The sequence below is a fragment of the Pseudonocardia endophytica genome, from assembly GCF_004339565.1.
Taxonomy (GTDB): Bacteria; Actinomycetota; Actinomycetes; order Mycobacteriales; family Pseudonocardiaceae; genus Pseudonocardia; species Pseudonocardia endophytica.
Window position 1 is genome coordinate 995,083 of record NZ_SMFZ01000002.1, and the last position, 20,663, is coordinate 1,015,745.

The window sequence follows — 20,663 nt, forward strand, 5'->3', positions numbered from 1 at the left end:
TGCGGGGGCGGCTGTCGGCCCACGGGCGGCGCACGCTCCCGCCCGGCCGATGATCAGTTGTCGGGCAGCGCGGGCGGACAGAGTTGTCCGTCCGTACTGCCGAGGAGTCGATCAGCGGTGGAGGGCGACCAGGCGGCGGATCGAGGCCAGCGGGATCGGGGCCCACGACGGGCGGTTGCGCGTCTCGTAGACCGCCTCGTACACGGCCTTGTCCAGCTCGAACGCCCTCAGGAGCGCGCCGTCGGTGCGCGGGTCGTGCCCGGCGGCCTGCGCGTAGCCGTCGCTGAACGCCTCGCGGGTGCGTGCCGCCCAGTCCGCGGCGGCCTCGACGGCGCCCGCACCGGCCGTCGAGGACAGCACCTCGTGGTACGCCGCGTAGTCGAACGAGCGGAGCATCCCGGCCACGTCGCGCAGCGCCGAGTCCGGACGGGTGCGCTCGGCCAGCGGCGCCGACGGCTCACCCTCGAAGTCGATCACCAGCCAGCGGTCGGCCGTGCGCAGCGTCTGGCCGAGGTGCAGGTCGCCGTGCACGCGCTGGACCGGCACCGCCGTCGCCCGAGACCCGACGGCGTCGAACACGGCCCGGACGCCGGCCTCCAGCGGTGCCAGCTCCGGCACCTGCGACACGGCGGCGGCGAGCCGCTCGCGCCATCCGTCGGCGAGCTCGCGCGGCTCGACGGTCACCGACCCCAGCGCACGCGTCAGTTCCGCGTGGACGACGGCGACGGTCTCGCCGAGCCGCCGCGCCTCGGCCGTGAAGTCGGTGTCGCCGCGGCCTGCGACGGCGGCCCGGACGGTGCGCAGCGCACGCGTCCACCCGTCCTCGGACCCGGCGGCGAAGTCCTGCAGCATGCCGAGCGACGCCGGCTCGCCGTCCACCGTGCCCTCGACGGCTCCCTGCAGCGCGGCGACGCACGTGCTGCCCTCCGCCCGCAGCGCCCGGTGCAGCTCCAGGTCCGGGTTCAGCCCGGGCAGCACGCGCCGGAACAGCTTGAAGATCGTGTGGTCGCCCCAGACGACGGACGTGTTGGACTGCTCGGCGCCGAGCACCCGGCCGGGGACGTCGCGCGGCAGGTCGGCGTGCGGCTCGGGGACGAAGCGCAGGTCGCCGACGGTGCGCCCGTCCCGCACCGCCTCCAGCAGCCAGGACGTGACGCGGGGATCCCACAGGCCGTCGTAGATCGTCATCTCGGGTCCGCTCTCGATGACCGCCTGCGACGGCACGCCCGGCGCCGGGGACGCCGCGACCAGCAGCTGGTAGCGATGCGACGGCCCGTCCTCGAAATGGACGTCGACGAGTGCGTGCTCGAGCGTGGGGCCGTCGTCGGAGAGCGGGGTCCTGGCGGCCACCTCGACGGAGCGGATCGTCCGGCCCTTCGCGGCGAACCAGCGCTGGGTCGGCAGCCATCCGGGGAGCAGACCGGCGAGGGGGTCGGTCGGGCTCACGTGCGTCTCCCCGGGTCGTCGTGCGCGTCCGACCGTCGATCAGACCACACGCCCGCCGACGGTGCCGCGGCACGCCGCCCGGCCGCCGGGTTCCACGACACCCCGCTGTTACAGTCCGCCGCAGTCGCGACTGCGGTGCGTCATCACGCACGCCGCGGCCGTTCCGCCCCGGCACGTTCGCGGCCGGGAACCCATACTGAGCCTCGAACGGTGAACACGTGTCCGGACGTCCCGACGCTGTTGCAGCGCATGCCCACGATGGTCACGGAACGTCCGGCACGCCCGACGACCCGGTTCAGGGGGACGGCATGGCGGACGAGCCCACGCACGAGCCGTCGGCGAGCGACATCACGTTCGCGGAGTACTACCACCCGGCGCGACCGCGCAGCCTGCGTCACCGCCCGCGGGTCCGCTCCGCGATCCGGCGGCATTCCGTCTCCCAGGACGGCCCGGCAGACGGGGCGAACCCCGGTTACGTCTCGTGGCTGGTCAACCAGTCCATGCTCGGCCACGCCGACGAGCTCGCCCGCCAGTTCTCCGGCCAGGGCTCGATGTGGCAGAACTCGTTCGCCAACCCGAGCCCGCGCCAGGCCGTGGAGACCGCGTCGGTCTGGTTCACCGCCTACCCGATCTCGTTGATCACCGCGCCGGGCACGTCGTTCCTCGGTGCGCTCGGCGACGAGGGACTGTGGGAGGCGTTCGAGAAGATCGGCATCGAGGCCGTCCACACCGGACCGGTGAAGCGGGCGGGCGGGATCACCGGCTGGCAGCCGACGCCCAGTGTGGACGGGCACTTCGACCGGATCTCCAACGAGATCGACCCGGCGTTCGGCACCGAGGACGAGTTCCGCCGGATGTGCGCGACGGCCACCTGGTACGGCGGCACCGTCATCGACGACATCGTGCCCGGCCACACGGGCAAGGGCGCCGACTTCCGGCTCGCCGAGCTCGGCCACTCGCACTACCCGGGCATCTATCACATGATCGAGATCGAGGAGCGGGACTGGGCGGACCTGCCGGACGTCCCGCCGGGGCGCGACTCGGTCAACCTGGACGCCGTCACCGAGGAGATCCTGGAGAAGCGCGGCTACATCGTCGGGCGGCTCCAGCGGGTGATCTTCTACCGGGAGGGCGTGAAGGAGACGAACTGGTCGGTGACCGGGCCGGTCACCGGCGTCGACGGCGTCACCCGCCGCTGGGTCTACCTGCACTACTTCAAGGACGGGCAGCCGTCGATCAACTGGCTGGACCCGACGTTCGCCGGCGTGCGGATGGTGATCGGCGACGCGCTGCACTCGCTCGCCGACCTCGGCTCCGGTGCGCTCCGCCTGGACGCCAACGGGTTCCTCGGCGTGGAGAAGAGCGCGGAGGGGGCGCCCGGGTGGTCGGAGGGCCACCCGACGTCGGAGGCGGCCAACCACATCATCGCCAGCATGGTGCGCAAGGTCGGCGGGTTCACGTTCCAGGAGCTGAACCTGACGATCGACGACATCCGCGTCACCTCAGAGGCCGGCGCGGACCTGTCCTACGACTTCGTGAACCGGCCCGCCTACCACCACGCCCTCGCCACCGCGGACACCGAGTTCCTGCGACTGACGCTGCGGACGTCCCTCGAGCTGGGCGTCGACCCGGCGTCGCTCGTGCACGCGTTGCAGAACCACGACGAGCTGACCTACGAGCTCGTGCACTGGACGGCCGGGCACGCCGACGACCTGTTCTCCTTCCGCGGCGAGGAGATCACCGGCGGGGAGCTGGCCGACACGATCCGCCGCGACCTGGTCGACCACGTCGCCGACGTCCCGTACAACCTGATCTTCACGACGAACGGGATCGCCTGCACGACGGCCACGGTGATCGCCGCGACGCTGGGCGTCGCCGACCTGGACTCCCTGTCCGCCGCCGACGTCGACCGGATCCGCCGCGCGCACCTGCTCCTGGTCATGTTCAACGCCTTCCAGCCCGGTGTGTTCGCGCTGTCCGGCTGGGACCTCTGCGGGATGCTGACGCTGCCGCCGTCCGAGGTCTCGGAGCTGCTCTCGTCCGGGGACACCCGGTGGATCTCCCGTGCGGCTCACGACCTGATGGGCGCCGACCCGTCGGCGACGCAGTCCTCGTCCGGCATGCCCCGCGGGCGCAGCCTCTACGGCACCCTGCCAGAGCAGCTGGAGGACGAGACCAGCTTCGTCCGCCAGATGCAGGCGATCCTGGCCGTGCGCAAGCGCTCCGGGGTCGCGACGGCCAGGCAGGTCGACATCCCCGACGGCTCCCACCGCGGGATGCTCGTGCTGGTCCACGAGGCCGACGCCCGCTACCTCGTGACGGTCCTGAACTTCTCCGACGAGGACGTCGACGGCACCGTCCGTTCCGAGCACCTCCCGCCCGGATCGACGGTGACCGACCTGTTCTCCGACGAGACCGTCACGACCGTCGACGAGCTGAACAGCTTCCGCGTGGAACTCTGGCCGTTCCGCGCCACCGCGTTCGTGGTGCAGCCACCTCCGGTGGAGGAATCGGCGGACTCCACCGACGCATGATCGGCAAGTGTGGAGGACGACGGCCGTGAGTGGCCGAGGTGCTCCTCAGTGACTGATCATGGTCAACGGGATGCAGTGGCCACGACGGTGGTCATGACCATCGACGCCGCCTCAGTCGCACGTTGGCAGAGCTGGTCGACGGGGATCGGCGGTGGATTCGTTCGTGTGAGTGCCTGCACCCGGATTGTTTGACCAGGAGCTGCGTCGATTGCTATCTGGCAGATCGGTCCGCCACCCATAGTCTCGGCGGGAGCGTTCTGTACCGCGCCGAAACCATCGACCTGGGTGACTTCGGCGCCCGGAAGCTGTGTAGCAGCGGTGGGATCGGCCGGAATTAGTTGAATGTTGAAATCCACGCCTTTTCGGCTCAGCCAAGTGCACGTCGGAGATGGCAGCCCTTCGACGTTCCGCGTGCTGGGTTTGCCCCCACCAAGTTCGAGGCGGATCTGTTGTTCTTCACTTAGCATCGAGCACGCTGACGTTCGTTGGACGTCGATCTCGGCGGGCCGAGGTGGAAACAATGCGGTCCTCGGTGTCGAGTCGCTTGTAGAGCAGCCTACGAGGCCTATGAGCAGAATGGCAGGAACTAGGTGCAGGCCGAGGCGGACGATCATCGAGCAAGGCTAGTTTCGTCTATTTCCCGCTTGATCTCGTCCTCCGTCCGACCATATGTTCGCGCGGTATCTATCAGGCGAGATGCGACGGCGTCGAGTTCCTCCCAATGTCTCCAGTGTGCCTCGAACAGACTCTGCGCTTTGCCTGCCAATGATTCAGGTTTGAGTACTTCGCGCGATACCGGGTCGAGACCGCAGAGTCCGATACCGATGTCTCCCCTGGCCTCTTGGAGGTAGGTGAGCAATTCGTTCGCGTGATCTCGGAACGCCCGGTGGACGGCGAGGACGTTGTCCGTGTTCACCTGCGTCATCAGCTTGTCCATCGCCTGCTGGAACGCAGGGTCTGCGTCGGGAGCCACATGCGGGAGGGTAGTGCCCGAAGCGTCCTGGGCGGGGCGGTTCCGCACGATCTGTTCACGTCCGACTCATGATCGCGGGGAGTGGCATCACCGCGCCACCGGTGGCGCGTCCCGACCACTTCCGCTGATCACCGGACCGGAAGGAGCCGCCCGTCCTGCCATCGGACGAGCGTCAGGGTGTGGTCGGTCTGAGCGCCGGTGGTCGGATCGATGCCGAAGGCGCCGTAGAGCGTCGTGGTGCGCAGACCGGTCGCGGCGGACCAGAGGGCGTCCGGGTCGGTGGTCCCGGCCAGGTCGGTGCAGTGCACGGCGATCGCGGCGGCCGCTGCGGCCTGCACGGCCGGGTAGTCCGGGTCGGATCCGGTGATGTCCCGGTAGCGCGCCACGAACGCGTCCTCCTCGGGGCCGACGACGACCGGGTCGCCGGCCCCGGCCATCCACTGGGCCACTCCGTACGCGCCCTCCGGATCGGGCACGGCCTCGGCGAACGCGCGCACACCGGCCGCGACGGCGCCGACGACTGCGGGGTACCGCCGGTGCCCGGGTCCGGCGGAGCACCGGCGTCCGGCATCCGGGCCGGCGTCGGCGGTGGCACCGGGTGCGGACCGCTGCAGGCCCGCGATCAACCCCGTGTCGTGCTCGAACGTCCCGGCCGTGAACAGGACGTCGCCGGTATCGGACAGCGGGACGCCGAGCGACGCTGCGGTGCGGCGCATCCCGTCGATCACCTGCGGACCGAACGTTCCCGGTCCGCCGACCAGACGGAGTTCGGAACCCGGACGGTGCTCGGCCACGTGTCGCACGAACGCCTCGCCGTACCGCTCCGTCGGCGTGATCACCGGGACGACCCGTCCGGGCACCTGGAGATCGCCACCCGCGCCGCCGTGGTTCCAGACGAGCCGGTCGTGATCACGCGCCCATCGCGCGGCAGCTCGGGCGGTGGACGTGCCGTACGGGCCGAGCAGCACGTCGCAGCGTCCGGCGAGCGCATCGAGAGCCGACGTGACCGAGGCGGGCGACGACCCGTCGTCGACGATCTCGATCCCGGCTCCACCGTCCAGGTCGCGCCAGGCCTGCAGCCCGGCAGCGGCTTGCGTGCCGAACCGCGCGAACCGGCCGGTCAGGGACAGTGCGGCGCCGATCCGGAGCATGCCCGGCACGATACGAGCGTGCGAGACGTACGGATCTGCGCGACCGCTCGATCCGTCCATCGCCCGTGGCAACCTGGATGCCCTCGTCTCCCGGCCACACGTCCGCTCCCCGGGCGAGGGCGACGCCTTCTGGAAGTCGTTCCAGGACGTCGTCGCCGACGACACGGTGCGCGGCAACCTCGTGCCGGATGCCCACATCGCCGCACTGATGCGAGAGCACGGCGTGACGACGATCTGGACGTCCGATCGCGACTTCCGGCGCTTTCCCGGGATCACCTCCCGCGACCCGGAGTCCTGGACGCCGTAGCGCCTAAACCAGCGGCAGCCGCTTCGGCAGAGCGATCACGTGCGCCACGTTGTCCCACGGCAGGAGCCGGACGAAGTTGCGCTCGCCCCACCGGAACGTCTGGCCGGTGATCTCGTCGTGCACGTCGACGACGTCGGAGTAGCGCAGCCCGAGCGCCGGCATGTCCAGCGTGATCGTGCCCTGGTTCGCCTCGTGGGCGTTCAGGTTGACCACGACGAGCACCTGGTCGCCTGTGGACGGGTGCAGCTTCGAGTAGGCGAGCAGCTGGTCGTTGTCCACCTCGTGGATGTGGATCTCCCGCAGCTGTTGCAGCGCAGGGTGTTCGCGGCGGATCTCGTTGAGCTGCGTGAGGTACGGCTCGAGCGAGCGGCCCTGGTTGACGGCGCTGTGGAAGTCGCGCGGGCGCAGCTCGTACTTCTCCGAGTCGAGGTACTCCTCGGAGCCCTCCTTCACCGGCACGCCCTCGTAGAGCTCGAATCCGGAGTAGACACCCCAGGTCGGCGACATCGTCGCGGCCAGCGTCGCCCGGATCGCGAACATTCCGGGCCCGCCGTGCTGCAGCGACTCGTGGAGGATGTCCGGGGTGTTCGTGAACAGGTTCGGGCGGCACTCGTCGGCGTGCTCGGCGTGCATGAGCGCGAACTCGGCCAGCTCCTCCTTCTCGGTCCGCCACGTGAAGTACGTGTAGGACTGGGTGAAGCCGAGCCGAGCCAGGCCGAACAGGCGGGCCGGGCGGGTGAACGCCTCGGCTAGGAACAGCACGTCCGGGTACTGCTTCTTGATCTCCCAGATCAACCAGTGCCAGAAGTTCGGCGGCTTCGTGTGCGGGTTGTCCACCCGGAAGATCCGGACGCCGTGCTCGACCCACGTCAACGCGACGCGCAGGCACTCGGCGTACAGGCCGGCCGGGTCGCGGTCGAAGTTCAGCGGGTAGATGTCCTGGTAGCGCTTCGGCGGGTTCTCGGCGTAGGCGATGCTCCCGTCGGGGCGGACGGTGAACCACTCCGGGTGCTGCGCGACCCACGGGTGGTCCGGCGCGCACTGCAGCGCGAAGTCCAGCGCGACCTCCATACCGAGCTCGTTCGTGCGCGCCACGAACGCGTCGAAGTCGTCGAAGTCGCCCAGCTCGGGGTCGATCGCGTCGTGCCCGCCCGCCGCGGAGCCGATCGCCCACGGGGAGCCGACGTCGCCCGGCTCGGCGTGCACGGAGTTGTTGCGGCCCTTGCGGTGCACCGTACCGACCGGGTGGATCGGCGGCAGGTAGACGACGTCGAAGCCCATCTTCGCGATGCGGTCGAGCTCCTTGGTCGCGGTGACGAACGTGCCGTGCACCGGACGCCCTGTCTCGTCGCGCCCGCCGGTGGAGCGGGGGAAGATCTCGTACCAGGATCCGAACAGCGCGCGCTCGCGGTCGGCCCACACGTCGCGCTCGGGCCCCTGGGTGATCAGCTCCCGGACCGGCCGCTCGGTCATGATCGCGACGACGGCCGGGAACAGCGCGGGTGCGACACGCGCGCGCAGCGGCAGTGCGGTGTCCCGCAACGCGTTCGCGGCGCCCATCAGCAGGTCGCGCCGGTCCTTCTCGGACGGACGGCGACCGACGCGCTGCAGCAGGCGGGCGCCGGTCTCCAGGTCGTTGGCCAGCTCGTCGGGGGTCTGCCCGGCCTCGATCTTCTTCGTGACGGCGCTGCGCCACGTCGACCACGGGTCGCTCCAGGCGTCCACCCGGAACCGCCAGCGGCCCGTCGTCGTCGGCACGACCGAGGCGACGAACCGGTCCGTCCCGACGCCCTCGGGCTCCATCCGCACGAACTGCGACTCGCCGGGCTCACCGTCGTCGCCGATCGGGGTCCAGACGACGTTGGCCGCGATCGCGTCGTGTCCCTCGCGCCACACCGTGGCGCGGATCGGGACGACTTCGCCGACCACGGCCTTGCTCGGATCCCCGGTCTCCACGAACGGGGTCACGTCGTCGATTCCGAGCCGTCCCGTCATCGGCCACACTCCCGGGGATTTCGCTGCTCAGCCACGTACCCGCCAACCGTACCGACACGCTGCCGGTCCGGCGCCCCGGGCAGGGCACCGCGTGTCGCGACGTCGCAGCTCGGCAACGATACAGTCCCGGCCCGTGAGAGCCCTGCGCCGTTTCACCGTCCGTGCCCAGCTGCCCGGCCCGCTCGCCCCGCTGCAGACGCTGGCCACGAACCTGCGCTGGACGTGGCACCCGGCGACCCGTGACCTGTTCGCCTCGCTGGACCCGGACGAATGGGCGCGGTGTGGCGAGGACCCGGTCCGGCTGCTCGGGGAGATCCCGACGAGCCGGCTCGACGAGCTCGCGGCCGACCCGGCGACCGTCGCGACGGTGCAGGAGCTGGCCGCCGACCTCGACGCCTACCTGACCGGCGAGCGCTGGTACCAGGAGCAGCACGCCGAGGGCCCGGACATGCCGTCCGCCGTCGCGTACTTCTCGATGGAGTTCGGCGTCTCCGAGGTGCTGCCGAACTACTCGGGCGGCCTGGGCGTACTGGCCGGCGACCACCTCAAGTCGGCGTCCGACCTGGGTGTGCCGCTGATCGCCGTCGGGCTCCTGTACCGGTCCGGGTACTTCCGCCAGTCGCTGTCGCTGGACGGCTGGCAGCTCGAGCACTACCCGGCGATCGACCCGCAGGGGCTGCCGCTGCAGCTGCTCACCGGCCAGGACGGCGAGCCCGTCCGGGTCGACGTCGCGATGCCGGACGAGCGCACGCTCACCGCGCGGATCTGGCAGGCGCAGGTCGGTCGGGTGCCGCTGCTGCTGCTCGACACCGACATCGAGGAGAACGACGGCGATCTGCGCGGCATCACCGACCGCCTCTACGGCGGCGACCAGGACCACCGGATCTCCCAGGAGATCCTGATCGGGATCGGCGGGGTGCGTGCGGTCCGGGCGTACTGCGCGGCGACCGGGCACGCGACGCCGGAGGTGTTCCACACCAACGAGGGGCACGCCGGGTTCCTCGGCCTGGAGCGGATCCGCGAGCTGTGCACCGGCGACGCCGGCCTGGACTTCGACCAGGCGCTCGCCGCGGTCCGTGCCGGCACCGTGTTCACCACGCACACGCCGGTGCCGGCCGGCATCGACCGGTTCGGTGTCGGGCTCGTCCGGCGCTACCTCACCGACCGCCTGCTGCCCGGCCTGCCCGCGGACCGGCTGCTCGCGCTCGGCTCCGAGGACGACCCGGAGATGTTCAACATGGCGCACATGGGCCTGCGCCTGGCCCAGCGCGCCAACGGCGTCTCGCGGCTGCACGGCGCCGTGTCCCGCGGGATGTTCGGCGGCCTGTGGAGCGGTTTCGACGCCGACGAGGTCCCGATCGGCTCGGTCACCAACGGCGTCCACGGCCACACCTGGGAGGCCCGCGAGATCACCGACCTGCTCGGCGACCCGACGCCCGGCGGCGGCCGGCACGAGCTACAGGTCTCGCCGTCCGACGTGGACGACGCGACGCTCTGGGCGCTGCGCAACACGCTGCGGTCCCGGCTGGTCGACGAGGTGCGACGGCGGGTGCGCGCGGCATGGCTGGAGCGCGGCGCCTCGACGCCGGAGCTCGGCTGGACCGACCACGTCTTCGACCGTGACGTGCTCACGGTCGGCTTCGCCCGCCGGGTGCCGACCTACAAGCGCCTGACGCTGATGCTGCGCGACACCGAGCGCCTGCGCGGGCTGCTGCTCGACCCGAACCGGCCGGTCCAGCTCGTCGTGGCCGGCAAGTCGCACCCCGCCGACGACGGCGGCAAGGCCCTGATCCAGCAGATCGTGCGGTTCGCCGACGACGCGGGCGTCCGGCACCGGATCGTCTTCCTCCCCGACTACGACATGTCGATGGCCCGCTACCTGTACTGGGGCTGCGACGTCTGGCTGAACAACCCGCTCCGCCCGCTCGAGGCGTGCGGCACGTCCGGCATGAAGTCCGCGCTCAACGGCGGGCTCAACCTGTCCATCCGCGACGGCTGGTGGGACGAGCTCTACGACGGCGCCAACGGCTGGGCGATTCCCACCGCGGACGGCGTCGAGGACCCGGCCCGGCGTGACGACCTGGAGGCGAACGCGCTCTACGAGCTGATCGCCACGCAGGTCGCGCCCGCGTTCTACGACCGGTCGGCCGGCGTCCCGACCCGCTGGGTCGAGCTCGTCCGGCACACGCTGTCCACGCTGCGTCCCCAGGTGCAGGCGAACCGGATGGTGCGCGAGTACGTCGAGGACTGGTACGTGCCGGCCGCGGCCGCCGCGAGCCGGGTGTCCGCCGACGGCTACGCGGCCGCCCGCGACATCGCCGAGTACCGTGCCCGGCTCAACTCGGCGTGGACGAAGCTGCAGGTCACGGGCGTCGATGCGTCGGGTCTGCCGGACACCCCGGTGGTCGGCTCACCGATGACGGTCCGGGCGACCGTCGACCTCGCCGGGCTGGACCCGTCGGACGTGACGGTCGAGGCCGTCGTCGGGCGGGTGGACGACACCGACGAGCTCGCCGAGCCGACCACGATGGCGATGAACCACCGCGGGGGAGAGGCGTGGGAGGCCGTCGTGCCGCTGCCGCACGCCGGGCTGACCGGCTACACGGTGCGGGTGCTCCCGCGGCACGAGCACCTGGCGTCGTCGGCGGAGCTGGGGCGGATCGTCCTGGCCGGGTAGACGGTCGGCGGGGGCGGCTCAGCCCCCGCCGCAGCACCCTCCGCCGCAGCAGCCGCCGCCACCTCCGGCCGGGGCCATCGCGGGCCGGGGCATCCCGCCGCCACCCGAGCGACCGCCGAGCGACACGGTCGACAGCAGCTTCACGGTGTCGGCGTGCCCGAGCGGGCAGGCTGCCGGCTCGCTCGAAGCCTGCATCGGGCGGTCGACCTCGAACGTCGCCGGTTCGCCCATCGTGGCGCAGTCCCGGCAGCGGAACTCGTAGCGCGGCATGGGGGGAGCGTACGCCGACTCCGCGCCCCGCGGACCCGTCGACGTCACCTCCGGGACGACGTCCGGGTTCTCCTCGATCCGGCGGCACCATGCGCGTTCCTACGGTCGGTCGAGGCCCGCGGGACCGGCGGGCCGCGGCCGGAGGAGGAACTGGTGGGGGAAGCGATCCTGACGCTCGCGGCGTCGCCGTGGGTGCTGCCGCTGCTGTTCGTGCTGTGCACCGTGGACGGGTTCTTCCCGCCGGTGCCGAGCGAGTCGGTGGTGATCGCGTTGGCCGCGACGTCCGTGACCGGGCACGGCCCGCCGCTCGCGGCGGTCGTCGCCGTGGCCGCTCTCGGCGCCCACGTCGGTGACCTGATCGCGTACCGGATCGGCACCAGGGTCCCGTTGACCCGGATCCCGTGGCTGCGAGGTGAGCGGGCGGCGCGGGCCACCGAGCGGCTCGCGTCGCTGCTGCGCCGTCGGGGTGCGGCCCTGATCGTCGGCGCCCGCTACGTGCCGGTCGGGAGGGTCGCGGTGTCGATGACCGCGGGCGCGACCGGCTACCCGTGGCGCCGGTTCGTCGCCGTGGCCGTCCTGGCCGCCGCGTCCTGGTCCGGCTACTCGGTCCTGATCGGTCTCGCCGCCGGGACCGCACTCGGGTCGAACCCGCTGCTCGCGGCCGGTGTCGGCGTCGGGGTCGGGCTGTCCCTCGGTGTCGGGGTCGACGCCGTCGTGCGCCGGATCGAGGCCCGGAGGGCCAGGGATCGCGTGCCGGTCTGAACGGGGGTCACGACCGCCTGCGACCGGCCGACGACTCCCGCCGGATCTCGTCGGTCGCCTTCCGGAATGCGGGGGCGGCGCGCGCGAAGAAGTCGAACAGGACGGCCTGCTCGGCCGTCGAGAACTCCGCGAACACCGCGCCGACCGACTCGCGTGCCGGGCCGACCAGGTCGTCCACCTCGTCCCGCGCCGCCGGGGACGCCACCCGTTCGACGAGCACGCGCCGCCGGTCGGCGGGGTCGGGGACCCGGCGCACCCGCCCCGCCCGCTCCAGCCTGTCGATCATCCGGGTGGCCGCGCCCGCCTTACAGGAGGATCCGATGACCGACGAGCAGGACGTCCGGGCCGTGCTGGCCGATCTCGTCGACGCGTGGGGGCGGCACGACGCCGACGCGTACGGCGCGCTGTTCACCGAGGACGCGACGTACACGACGTTCGTCGGCACGCTGTACCGCGGCCGCGAGGCGATCGCGGAGTGCCACCGCGCGCTGTGGTCGTCGTTCCTCAAGGGCACGTCGCTGGCCGACGAGCGGATCGAGGTGCGCTTCCTGAGCTCCGACGTCGCCGTCGTCACCTCGCGTGGCGACGTCGTGAAGGGGCGTCGCCGCAAGCCGCCGGGCAAGGCCCAGACCTACACCGTGGTGCGGACCGACGACGGCTGGCGGGTCGCGGCGTTCCAGAACACGAAGCGCCGCCCGCTGCTGGAGACGATCTCCGCGCGCCTGCAGCCGGCCACCGCGCCGTCGTAGGTCAGGTGCTGCGCAGCAACAGGACCGAGCGCGGCGGGAGGGGCACCGTCGTGCCGGGTTCGACGGGGGACGGGTCGGCCGGGAGCCCGTCGGACGTCGTCGTATCCAGGACCGGCTCGAAGCCGTGGTCGGTCGGCAGCGCGCAGTCCACCGGGCCCGGGCCCGCGTGCATCATCAGCAGCCAGTAGTCGGCCAGCAGGACGACGAGCGTGCGCATGCCGCCGTCGTGCCAGTCACCGTCCTGCATCGGGCGCCCCGACGGGTGCCACCACAGCACCTCGCCCTCGACGTAGAACTGGTCGCGGTGCAGCACCGGTGACTCGCGGCGCAGGGCGGCGACCCGCGCCGTGAACGCCGTCAGCGCCTCCGATTCCGATGTGGACGCCCAGTCCACCCAGGAAGTCTCGTCGTCACGGCAGTAGGCGTTGTTGTTGCCGCCCTGGGTCCGCCAGCGCTCGTCGCCGCCGAGCAGCATCGGCGTGCCGATCGACAGCAGCAGCGTGGCCAGCATCGCCCGTGCCGTGCCGAGCCGGTCGGAGAGCACCACCGGGTCGTCGGTGTCGCCCTCGACGCCGAAGTTCTGCGAGCGGTTGTCGTCGGTGCCGTCGCGGTTGTCCTCGCCGTTGCCCTCGTTGTGCTTGTGCTCGTAGGAGACGAGGTCGCGCAGCGTGAACCCGTCGTGCGCGGTGACGAAGTTGACCGAGGCCCACGGACGCCGTCCGGAGTCCCGGTAGAGGTCGGAGCTGCCGGTCAACCGTGACGCCAGCTCCGCGACACCGCCCTGACCGCGCCAGAAGTCACGCACGGCGTCCCGGTAGCGGCCGTTCCACTCCGACCACGCCACGGGGAAGCCGCCGACCCGGTAACCCTCGCCCGTCGCGTCCCACGGCTCGGCGATCAGCTTGCACCTGGACAGCGTCGGGTCCTGCGCGATGGCCGTGAGCAGCGCCGAGTCCGGCGAGAACGGGCCGGAGCGCGGCCGGCCGAGCACCGAGGCGAGATCGACGCGGAACCCGTCGACGCCGTACGCGAGCACCCAGTGCCGCAGCGCGTCGCAGACCAGCCGGATCACGGTCGGCGAGCCGGCGTCGAGCGTGTTGCCGGTGCCGGTGATGTCCGCGTCGCGACCGTTGCCGCCGAGCGAGTAGTAGGCGGGCGCGTCCAGGCCGCGGAAGGAGAGCGTCGTGCCCCCGACGCCACCCTCGCACGTGTGGTTCGGAACGATGTCGAGGATCACCTCGATCCCGGCCGCGTGCAGCGTGTCCACCATGGACCGGAACTCGGTGCACTCCTGACCGGGCACGCTCGCGTAGCCGGCGTGCGGGGCGAGGAACCCGAGCGTCGAGTAGCCCCAGTAGTTCACGGCGCCGCGCTCGAGCAGCGGCGGCTCGTCGGCGATCGCGGTCACCGGCAGCAGCTCGACGGCCGTCACGCCGATCCTCGCCAGGTGCTCGACGACGGCCGGGTGCGCCAGCCCCCGGTACGTGCCGCGGTCCTGCGGCGGCACCTCGGGGTGGCGCAGCGTGTAGCCGCGCACGTGCAGCTCCTGGATCACCGTGTCGGACCACGGGACGTCCGGGCGGGGCGGCAACCCGCCGTCGTCGAACTCCGTGACGACCGAGAGCGGGACGTGTCCGAGCGAGTCGACCGTGCTGGGCTCGCCGGACATCGGGTCGCCGGACCAGCCGCGCGCCGCGACGAAGTCGGTGACCCGTCCGGTGATCCGCTTCGCGTACGGGTCGACGAGGATCTTGTGCGGGTTCGCGCGCACGCCCTGCCACGGCCGGTAGGGGCCGTGCACCCGGAAGCCGTACCGCTGACCGGGACGGACGCCGCGCAGGTACCCGTGCCAGACGCCGAACGTGTGCTCGCCGAGCTCGACGCGCTTCTCGGTCAGGTCTCCGTCGACCCCGTCGGCTCCGTCGACCAGGCACACCTCGACGATCTCGGCGCTGGTCGTGGCGACGGCGAAGCGGGTGCCGTGCTCGTCGGGGTGGGCACCGAGCGGGAAGACAGGCACGATCGGCCAGGATAGGGGTCGTGACCACACCCGGAACCCCTGCCGAGCCCGGCGTCACACCGATCGACTCCGAGGACCTGGTGATCGGCATGGACGGCGCCACCGTCCGTCGCGGCACCACGACCCTGCTCGACGCCGTCGACTGGCGCGTCGAGCTCGACGAGCGCTGGGTGGTCCTCGGCCCGAACGGCGCGGGCAAGACGACGCTGCTGCGCCTGGCCGGGGCCGAGCTGCACCCGACGTCCGGGGCCGTGCGGATCCTCGGCGAGCGGATGGGCCGGGTGAACGTGTTCGAGCTGCGCCCGCGGATCGGGCTCACCTCGGCCAACCTCGGGATCCGGATCCCCGGCGACGAGATCGTCTCCGACGTCGTCGTCTCGGCCGGGTACGGCGTGCTCGGCCGGTGGCGCGAGGACTACGAGAACGAGGACACCGACCGCGCGAAGCAGCTGCTCGACGCGCTCGGCATGGGGCGGCTCGCCGACCGGGCGTACCACACGCTGTCCGAGGGGGAGCGCAAGCGGACGCTGATCGCCCGCGCCCTGATGACCGATCCCGAGCTGCTGCTGCTCGACGAGCCGGCGGCCGGCCTGGACCTGGGTGGTCGCGAGGATCTGGTGTCCCGGCTGTCGACGCTGGCCAACGACCCGGAGGCGCCCGCGTCGGTGCTGGTCACGCACCACGTCGAGGAGATCCCGCCCGGGTACTCGCACGGCATGCTGCTGCGCGGCGGCACGGTGGTCGCGGCCGGGCTGCTGGACGACGTGCTCACCGACGAGACGCTGTCCGAGACGTTCGGCCTCCCGCTGACCGTCGGGCGTCGCCGGGGTCGCTTCGCCGCCTGGCGCAGCGACTGAGTCACGCCGGAGTACCGGCGAGCTGCACCGCGACCGGGCGCGACGTCCCGTCGGCGCCGACGACGGTCAGCTCGGCACTCGAACCCGGCATCGACGACTGCACGGCCGCCCTCAGGTCGTCCGCCGTCCCGATCACCCGGTTCCCGAAGCGGGTGACCGTGTCGCCCGGCTGCAGGCCCGCCCCGCCGCCGGTGACCCGGGCGCCGGTGTCGCCGTCGGTGACGGTGATCGGCAGCGTGGCGAGCGTCGCGTGGCCGGTGGCCAGCAGCTCGTCGGCGATCCGGCGGGCGTGGTCGATCGGGATGGCGAACCCGAGCGACTCGGCCGCGTCCTTCCCGTCGCCGGTCAGGCTGCCGCTGGTGATCCCGACGACCCGTCCCTGCGGGTCGACCAGCGGCCCTCCCGAGTTGCCGGGGTTGAGCGCGGCGTCGGTCTGGATCATGTCGACGATCTCGTCCTCCCGGCCGGCGGGGACGGGCCTGCCGAGTGCGCTGACCACGCCGCGGGTGACCGAGCCGGACAGCCCGAGCGGCTCGCCGACCGCGATCACGGACTCGCCGCGGCGCAGCGCGCCGGAGCTCCCGAGCTGCGCGGGACGCAGGCCCTGCGCGTCGGTGGCGCGCACGACGGCCAGGTCGGTCCGCGGTGCGGTGCCGACGAGCCGGAGCGGGACGACGGCGCCGTCGGAGACGACGGCCAGCAGCCGGTCCGGTGCCCCCTCGACGACGTGCGCGTTCGTCAGGATCGCGCCGTCCGGGGACAGCACGACGCCGGAACCGCTGCTGCCGTCGGCGCCGACGATCTGCACGGTGCTCGGCGTGACGGCGTCGGCCGCCGCGGCGATCGGGTCGGACTGGGCGGCCGCTGGGGTCGGTGCGCCGGCCGACGCGTGCCCGGCGACCGCTCCGGCCGTGGCCCCGCCGACCAGGCAGGCGAGCGCCAGCACCAGGGCGGGCACCACCCGTCGCGATCCGTGGAAGGTGGCTGGCGACGGGGGCCGGAACGGCGGGTGGGGCCCGTACGGTCCCGGGTCCGACTCCGACGGTGCCGGGAGTCTCGGAGCCGGGAACGACGGCGCCGCCCGGCGCGGGTCGGGCTGCCGTACGGGCGCCTGCGGCATCGGCGGGGCGTGCCGCGTCGCGCCGTCCTGGTACGTCGAGTGCTGTGCGGCGGACCGGTATGCGGCGGACCGCTGCCGGTCGGCGGCCGGGCCGAGAGCGGCAGGCGTCGATGATGTGGTGGCCGGACGCGTCGGCGGTTGCCGGGTAGGCGTGGGCCCGGTCGGTACGGAGACGGGTCGGCCGGAAGGGGCGGGCCGCTGCGCAGTGGCCCGCGGCGCCGGGGGCGCCGACCCGGATGCCGGGCCCGACCGCGACACGGGTCCCGACTCCGCCGGTGCGACCTGCACGGTGGCGTCGGTGTCCGGTGCGACGGTCGCCGCCGGGGCCGATCCGGTCCTCTCCGGTATCGACTCTCCGGCCGTCCGCGAACCGTCCGCGGGGTCGATGTCGAGTCGCGTACGGGTGTCGCTCATGGAGCCGTCCCCTCCGAGGCCGCTCGGTCGCGGCGATCCCCCGCGGCCGGTCGTCGAGGAGGCTAGGTAGGTCGGTCGGGGACCCGTCCCGCGTCGACATCGATGCCGGCCCGCCGGCAGCCGGCCGGTCACGGCATGCCCGACGCCCATCCCGATCCGGTGATCGGCGGAACGGTCCGGATCGTGGCGACGTCCCATCCCGATCCGGACCCGACCTCCGATCTCCGCCCGCAGGCCGGGGAAACGGACCGGTGATCGGCGGGACTGTCCTGATCGAAGCGGGATCCTGCCTCCATCCGGACCGAATCGGTGATCATGGGCGATCGGGCCGGTCGGCGGGTGCTCCCCGTGTCGGCCGGCGACCCGAACCGGGGGTGTGCCGCGGGCCACGACGTGCGGCTCCGTCGGGGCACCGCGTTAGGGTCCGCTCGTGACCGAATTCGTGAGCCTGTCCGTGGACGCCGGTGTCGGGACGATCCGGATCGACCGGCCGCCGATGAACGCCCTGAACCGCCAGATCCAGGGCGAGTTGCTCGCCGTCAGCGAGGAGGCGGCGAGCAGGGCGGACGTGCGCGCCGTCGTCGTCTACGGCGGGGAGAAGACGTTCGCCGCGGGCGCCGACGTCAAGGAGATGGCCTCGATGTCCTACGCCGACATGGCCCCGGTCTCCCGGAAGCTGTCCGCGGGGCTCGGCGCGATCTCCACGATCCCGAAGCCGACCGTCGCCGCGGTGACCGGCTACGCACTGGGCGGAGGGCTCGAGGTCGCGCTCGGCGCGGACCGCCGGATCGCGGGCGACAACGCCAAGATGGGCTTCCCGGAGATCCTGCTCGGGATCTTTCCGGGCGGTGGCGGGACGCAGCGCGCGGCGCGGCTGATCGGCCCGTCGCGCACGAAGGACCTGCTCTACACCGGCCGGATGGTCACCGCGCAGGAGGCGCTGGAGATCGGGCTGGTCGACGAGGTCGTCCCGGCCGACGAGGTCCACTCCCGTTCGGTCGAGTACGCGTCGCAGTTCGCGGCCGGCCCCGCGCTCGCGCTCGCGGCGGCGAAGAAGGCCGTCGACAACGGTCTGGACACCGACCTGCGGACCGGTCTGGACATCGAGTCCGAGCTGTTCGCCGGCGTGTTCGCCAGCGAGGACGCGAAGGCGGGCATGGTCTCCTTCGTCGAGAACGGACCCGGCAAGGCGACGTTCACCGGGCGCTGACCGGCCGGCACGGCGTGCTGTGACGCACGGCACGCCGCCGGGCGTCACAGCGGCGGCCCGGATCCCGTCTCTCGGATATGAACACGACAGCGAAGAGCGGGCGGGTGCTGGTCCTCGGTGCGGGCTACGGCGGGCTGATGGCCGCGCTGCGGGCCGCGGACACGGCGGCGGTGACGCTGGTCGACCCGTCGTCGGACTTCACCGAGCGGGTCCGCGGGCACGAGCTCGCCGCGGGCGGGACGCGGATCACCCACGAGCTCGCGCCGCTGCTGCGGCGCAAGGGCGTCACGCACGTCGCGGCCCGGGCGACGGGCATCGACCTCGACAGCCGCACGGTGCGGACCGACGACGGCGCCGAGCACCCCTACGACCGGCTGGTCTACGCGCTGGGCAGCCGCACCCGTGACCCGGGCGGGCACGACGGGCGGGTCTTCACCCCGGAGACCGCGACCTACCTGCACAAGCGCCTCGCCGACGGTCCGGGGCGGCTGGTCGTCGTCGGCGGCGGGCTGACCGGCATCGAGACGGCGGCGGAGCTGGCCGAGCGGAGCGGCTGGCGGGTGGGGCTGACGACCGCGGGTGAGGTCGGGCCGTCGTTGTCAGGGAAGGGGCGCGCGCACGTCCGCGACGTGCTGGGCCGCTTGGGCGTCGACCTCAGGGAGGGCGCCGAGGTGACGCCCGCCGACGCCGACACCGACGTCGTCGTCTGGACCGCCTCGATGAGCCCGGCCACCGAGCTCGCGTCACGTGCCGGGCTCACGCTCGGTGCGGACGGCCGGATCGTCGTCGACGAGTACCTGCGGTCGGTCTCGCACCCGGACGTCTACGCCGCGGGTGACGCCGCGGCGGCATGGTCGCCGGACGCGGGAGCGCTGCGCATGGCGTGTGCGACGGCGCTCCCGGCCGGTACCCGGGCCGGGCGCAACGCGGCGGCCGAGCTGTCCGGCGGGCGGGCGCGACCGCTCCGGTACCGCTACCAGCTGCAGTGCCTGAGCCTGGGCCGCCACGACGGGCTCGTCCAGCGGGTCCGCGGGGACGACTCGCCGACCGATCTCGTCGTCCGGGGACGGCTCGCCGCGACCGTCAAGGAGCAGATCGTGCTCTCGACGGTCCGGGTCCTGCGCATGGCCGCACGCTGACCTTCCGTAGTTCCCCGGACGGGAGTGTCGGTGCCGACGGTTAACCTGCGCGCATGACCTCCGACCCGGCACCCACCCCGCACGCCAGCGCCGACCAGGTCGAGGCGGCATGGAACGACCCGAAGCTCGCCAACGTGCTCTACCACGACTGGGAGGCCGGGACCTACGACGAGAAGTGGTCGATCAGCTACGACGAGCGCTGCATCGACTACGCGGCGGGCCGCTTCCGGCGCGCCGCACCGTGGGACGGGCGGCCCTACCTGCGGGCGCTGGAGCTGGGCAGCGGGACCGGGTTCTTCCTGCTGAACCTCATGCAGGCCGGCGTGGCCGACCGCGGTGCGGTGACCGACCTGTCGCCCGGGATGGTGCAGGCGGCGCTGCGCAACGCGGGGAACCTCGGGCTAGACGTCGAGGGCCGGGTGGCCGACGCCGAGCGGATCCCGTTCCCGGACGACAGCTTCGACCTCGTCGTCGGACATGCGGTGCTGCACCACATCCCGGACGTCGAGGCGGCGCTGCGCGAGGTGCTGCGCGTGCTCGAGCCGGGCGGGCGGTTCGTGTTCGCCGGCGAGCCGACCCGGGTCGGGGACGCCTACGCCCGCACGCTCGGGCAGTGGACGTGGAAGGCGACCACGACCGTCACGAAGCTGCCGCCGCTGTCCGGGTGGCGGCGCCCGCAGTCCGAGCTCGACGAGTCGTCGCGGGCGGCGGCGCTGGAGTCCGTGGTCGACCTGCACACGTTCGACCCGGCCGGCCTGGAACGCACCGCCCGCAGCGCGGGCGCCGAGGGCGTGCGCGTGAGCACCGAGGAGTTCAGCGCCGCGATGCTCGGCTGGCCGGTGCGCACGTTCGAGGCCGCCGTCCCGCCCGGGAAGCTGGGCTGGAACTGGGCGATGTTCGCCTATCACGGCTGGCAGGGCCTGTCCTGGGTGGACGATCACGTGCTGACCCACGTGGTGCCGCGGGCCTGGTTCTACAACGCGCTCGTCACCGGAACGAAGAGTCGATCGTGAACGGCTCGCCGGAACGCCCACGGTTG

Annotated in this window: 18 protein-coding genes; 9 read left to right on the forward strand and 9 right to left on the reverse strand. The window is 72.6% G+C overall.

Annotation, left to right across the window (positions count from 1 at the left end; all coding sequences use genetic code 11):
- Nucleotides 1–111 precede the first annotated feature (111 nt).
- A complete protein-coding gene (locus EV378_RS23555; protein WP_132429621.1) occupies nucleotides 112–1,446 on the reverse strand; it encodes a maltokinase N-terminal cap-like domain-containing protein in 1,335 nt (444 codons plus the stop codon).
- Nucleotides 1,447–1,754: 308 nt separating this feature from the next.
- Between EV378_RS23555 and treS the strand changes: the two genes are divergently transcribed.
- A complete protein-coding gene (gene treS, locus EV378_RS23560; protein WP_132429622.1) occupies nucleotides 1,755–3,980 on the forward strand; it encodes a maltose alpha-D-glucosyltransferase in 2,226 nt (741 codons plus the stop codon).
- A gap of 62 nt (nucleotides 3,981–4,042) precedes the next feature.
- On the opposite strand, the gene EV378_RS23565 is transcribed toward treS, so the two are convergent.
- The 3 genes from EV378_RS23565 to EV378_RS23575 all read right to left on the reverse strand — a co-directional run bounded on the left by EV378_RS23565 (nucleotide 4,043) and on the right by EV378_RS23575 (nucleotide 6,104).
- Nucleotides 4,043–4,594: a DUF3558 family protein gene (locus EV378_RS23565; protein ID WP_132429623.1), complete on the reverse strand. Its 552-nt coding sequence runs from the start codon at nucleotides 4,592–4,594 to the stop codon at nucleotides 4,043–4,045.
- Nucleotides 4,591–4,953 (reverse strand): hypothetical protein, encoded by a 363-nt coding sequence (locus EV378_RS23570; RefSeq protein ID WP_132429624.1) that lies wholly within the window; start codon nucleotides 4,951–4,953, stop codon nucleotides 4,591–4,593. The genes EV378_RS23565 and EV378_RS23570 overlap by 4 nt, the downstream gene beginning before the upstream one ends.
- Before the next feature lie 128 nt (nucleotides 4,954–5,081).
- Nucleotides 5,082–6,104 (reverse strand): ABC transporter substrate-binding protein, encoded by a 1,023-nt coding sequence (locus tag EV378_RS23575; RefSeq protein WP_165922443.1) that lies wholly within the window; start codon nucleotides 6,102–6,104, stop codon nucleotides 5,082–5,084.
- Between EV378_RS23575 and EV378_RS23580 the strand changes: the two genes are divergently transcribed.
- Entirely contained in the window at nucleotides 6,103–6,411 is a 309-nt protein-coding gene (locus tag EV378_RS23580) for a PIN domain-containing protein (RefSeq protein ID WP_132432632.1), read from the forward strand. The two genes, EV378_RS23575 and EV378_RS23580, sit on opposite strands and share 2 nt — an antisense overlap.
- 3 nt (nucleotides 6,412–6,414) lie before the next feature.
- On the opposite strand, the gene EV378_RS23585 is transcribed toward EV378_RS23580, so the two are convergent.
- Nucleotides 6,415–8,406, reverse strand: a complete 1,992-nt coding sequence (locus tag EV378_RS23585) for an alpha-1,4-glucan--maltose-1-phosphate maltosyltransferase (protein ID WP_132429626.1) — start codon at nucleotides 8,404–8,406, stop codon at nucleotides 6,415–6,417.
- Nucleotides 8,407–8,539: 133 nt separating this feature from the next.
- On the opposite strand from EV378_RS23585, the gene glgP reads away from it, so the two are divergent.
- The gene (gene glgP / locus EV378_RS23590; protein ID WP_207908839.1) at nucleotides 8,540–11,083 is read left to right on the forward strand and encodes an alpha-glucan family phosphorylase; all 2,544 of its coding nucleotides are present in this window, start codon (nucleotides 8,540–8,542) and stop codon (nucleotides 11,081–11,083) included.
- 18 nt (nucleotides 11,084–11,101) lie between these two features.
- Here the strand turns inward: glgP and EV378_RS23595 are convergent, their stop codons facing one another.
- A complete protein-coding gene (locus tag EV378_RS23595) occupies nucleotides 11,102–11,353 on the reverse strand; it encodes a zinc ribbon domain-containing protein (protein WP_132429627.1) in 252 nt (83 codons plus the stop codon).
- A 153-nt stretch (nucleotides 11,354–11,506) separates the two neighbouring features.
- On the opposite strand from EV378_RS23595, the gene EV378_RS23600 reads away from it, so the two are divergent.
- Complete coding sequence (locus tag EV378_RS23600) at nucleotides 11,507–12,115, forward strand: DedA family protein (RefSeq protein ID WP_207908840.1); 609 nt, start codon at nucleotides 11,507–11,509, stop codon at nucleotides 12,113–12,115.
- A gap of 7 nt (nucleotides 12,116–12,122) precedes the next feature.
- On the opposite strand, the gene EV378_RS36810 is transcribed toward EV378_RS23600, so the two are convergent.
- Entirely contained in the window at nucleotides 12,123–12,545 is a 423-nt protein-coding gene (locus EV378_RS36810) for a MarR family winged helix-turn-helix transcriptional regulator (RefSeq protein ID WP_341540449.1), read from the reverse strand.
- Here EV378_RS36810 and EV378_RS23610 point away from each other — a divergent pair.
- On the forward strand, nucleotides 12,436–12,864 hold the full coding sequence (locus tag EV378_RS23610; RefSeq protein ID WP_132429629.1) for an SgcJ/EcaC family oxidoreductase: 429 nt from the start codon (nucleotides 12,436–12,438) through the stop codon (nucleotides 12,862–12,864). The genes EV378_RS36810 and EV378_RS23610 overlap by 110 nt on opposite strands.
- A gap of 1 nt (nucleotide 12,865) precedes the next feature.
- Here the strand turns inward: EV378_RS23610 and glgX are convergent, their stop codons facing one another.
- A complete protein-coding gene (gene glgX / locus EV378_RS23615; protein WP_132429630.1) occupies nucleotides 12,866–14,884 on the reverse strand; it encodes a glycogen debranching protein GlgX in 2,019 nt (672 codons plus the stop codon).
- Nucleotides 14,885–14,973: 89 nt separating this feature from the next.
- Between glgX and EV378_RS23620 the strand changes: the two genes are divergently transcribed.
- Nucleotides 14,974–15,741, forward strand: a complete 768-nt coding sequence (locus EV378_RS23620) for an ABC transporter ATP-binding protein (RefSeq protein WP_132432640.1) — start codon at nucleotides 14,974–14,976, stop codon at nucleotides 15,739–15,741.
- A gap of 1 nt (nucleotide 15,742) precedes the next feature.
- On the opposite strand, the gene EV378_RS35490 is transcribed toward EV378_RS23620, so the two are convergent.
- Nucleotides 15,743–16,702: a S1C family serine protease gene (locus EV378_RS35490; RefSeq protein ID WP_165922445.1), complete on the reverse strand. Its 960-nt coding sequence runs from the start codon at nucleotides 16,700–16,702 to the stop codon at nucleotides 15,743–15,745.
- A gap of 1,003 nt (nucleotides 16,703–17,705) precedes the next feature.
- Here EV378_RS35490 and EV378_RS23630 point away from each other — a divergent pair.
- The 3 genes from EV378_RS23630 to EV378_RS23640 all read left to right on the forward strand — a co-directional run bounded on the left by EV378_RS23630 (nucleotide 17,706) and on the right by EV378_RS23640 (nucleotide 20,637).
- On the forward strand, nucleotides 17,706–18,485 hold the full coding sequence (locus EV378_RS23630; RefSeq protein WP_132429632.1) for an enoyl-CoA hydratase/isomerase family protein: 780 nt from the start codon (nucleotides 17,706–17,708) through the stop codon (nucleotides 18,483–18,485).
- Between the two features lie 77 nt (nucleotides 18,486–18,562).
- Nucleotides 18,563–19,624, forward strand: a complete 1,062-nt coding sequence (locus EV378_RS23635; RefSeq protein ID WP_132429633.1) for an NAD(P)/FAD-dependent oxidoreductase — start codon at nucleotides 18,563–18,565, stop codon at nucleotides 19,622–19,624.
- Between the two features lie 53 nt (nucleotides 19,625–19,677).
- Nucleotides 19,678–20,637 carry a class I SAM-dependent methyltransferase gene (locus EV378_RS23640; RefSeq protein ID WP_132429634.1) on the forward strand — a complete coding sequence of 320 codons (960 nt, stop codon included), beginning with the start codon at nucleotides 19,678–19,680 and terminating at the stop codon, nucleotides 20,635–20,637.
- Nucleotides 20,638–20,663 lie beyond the last annotated feature (26 nt).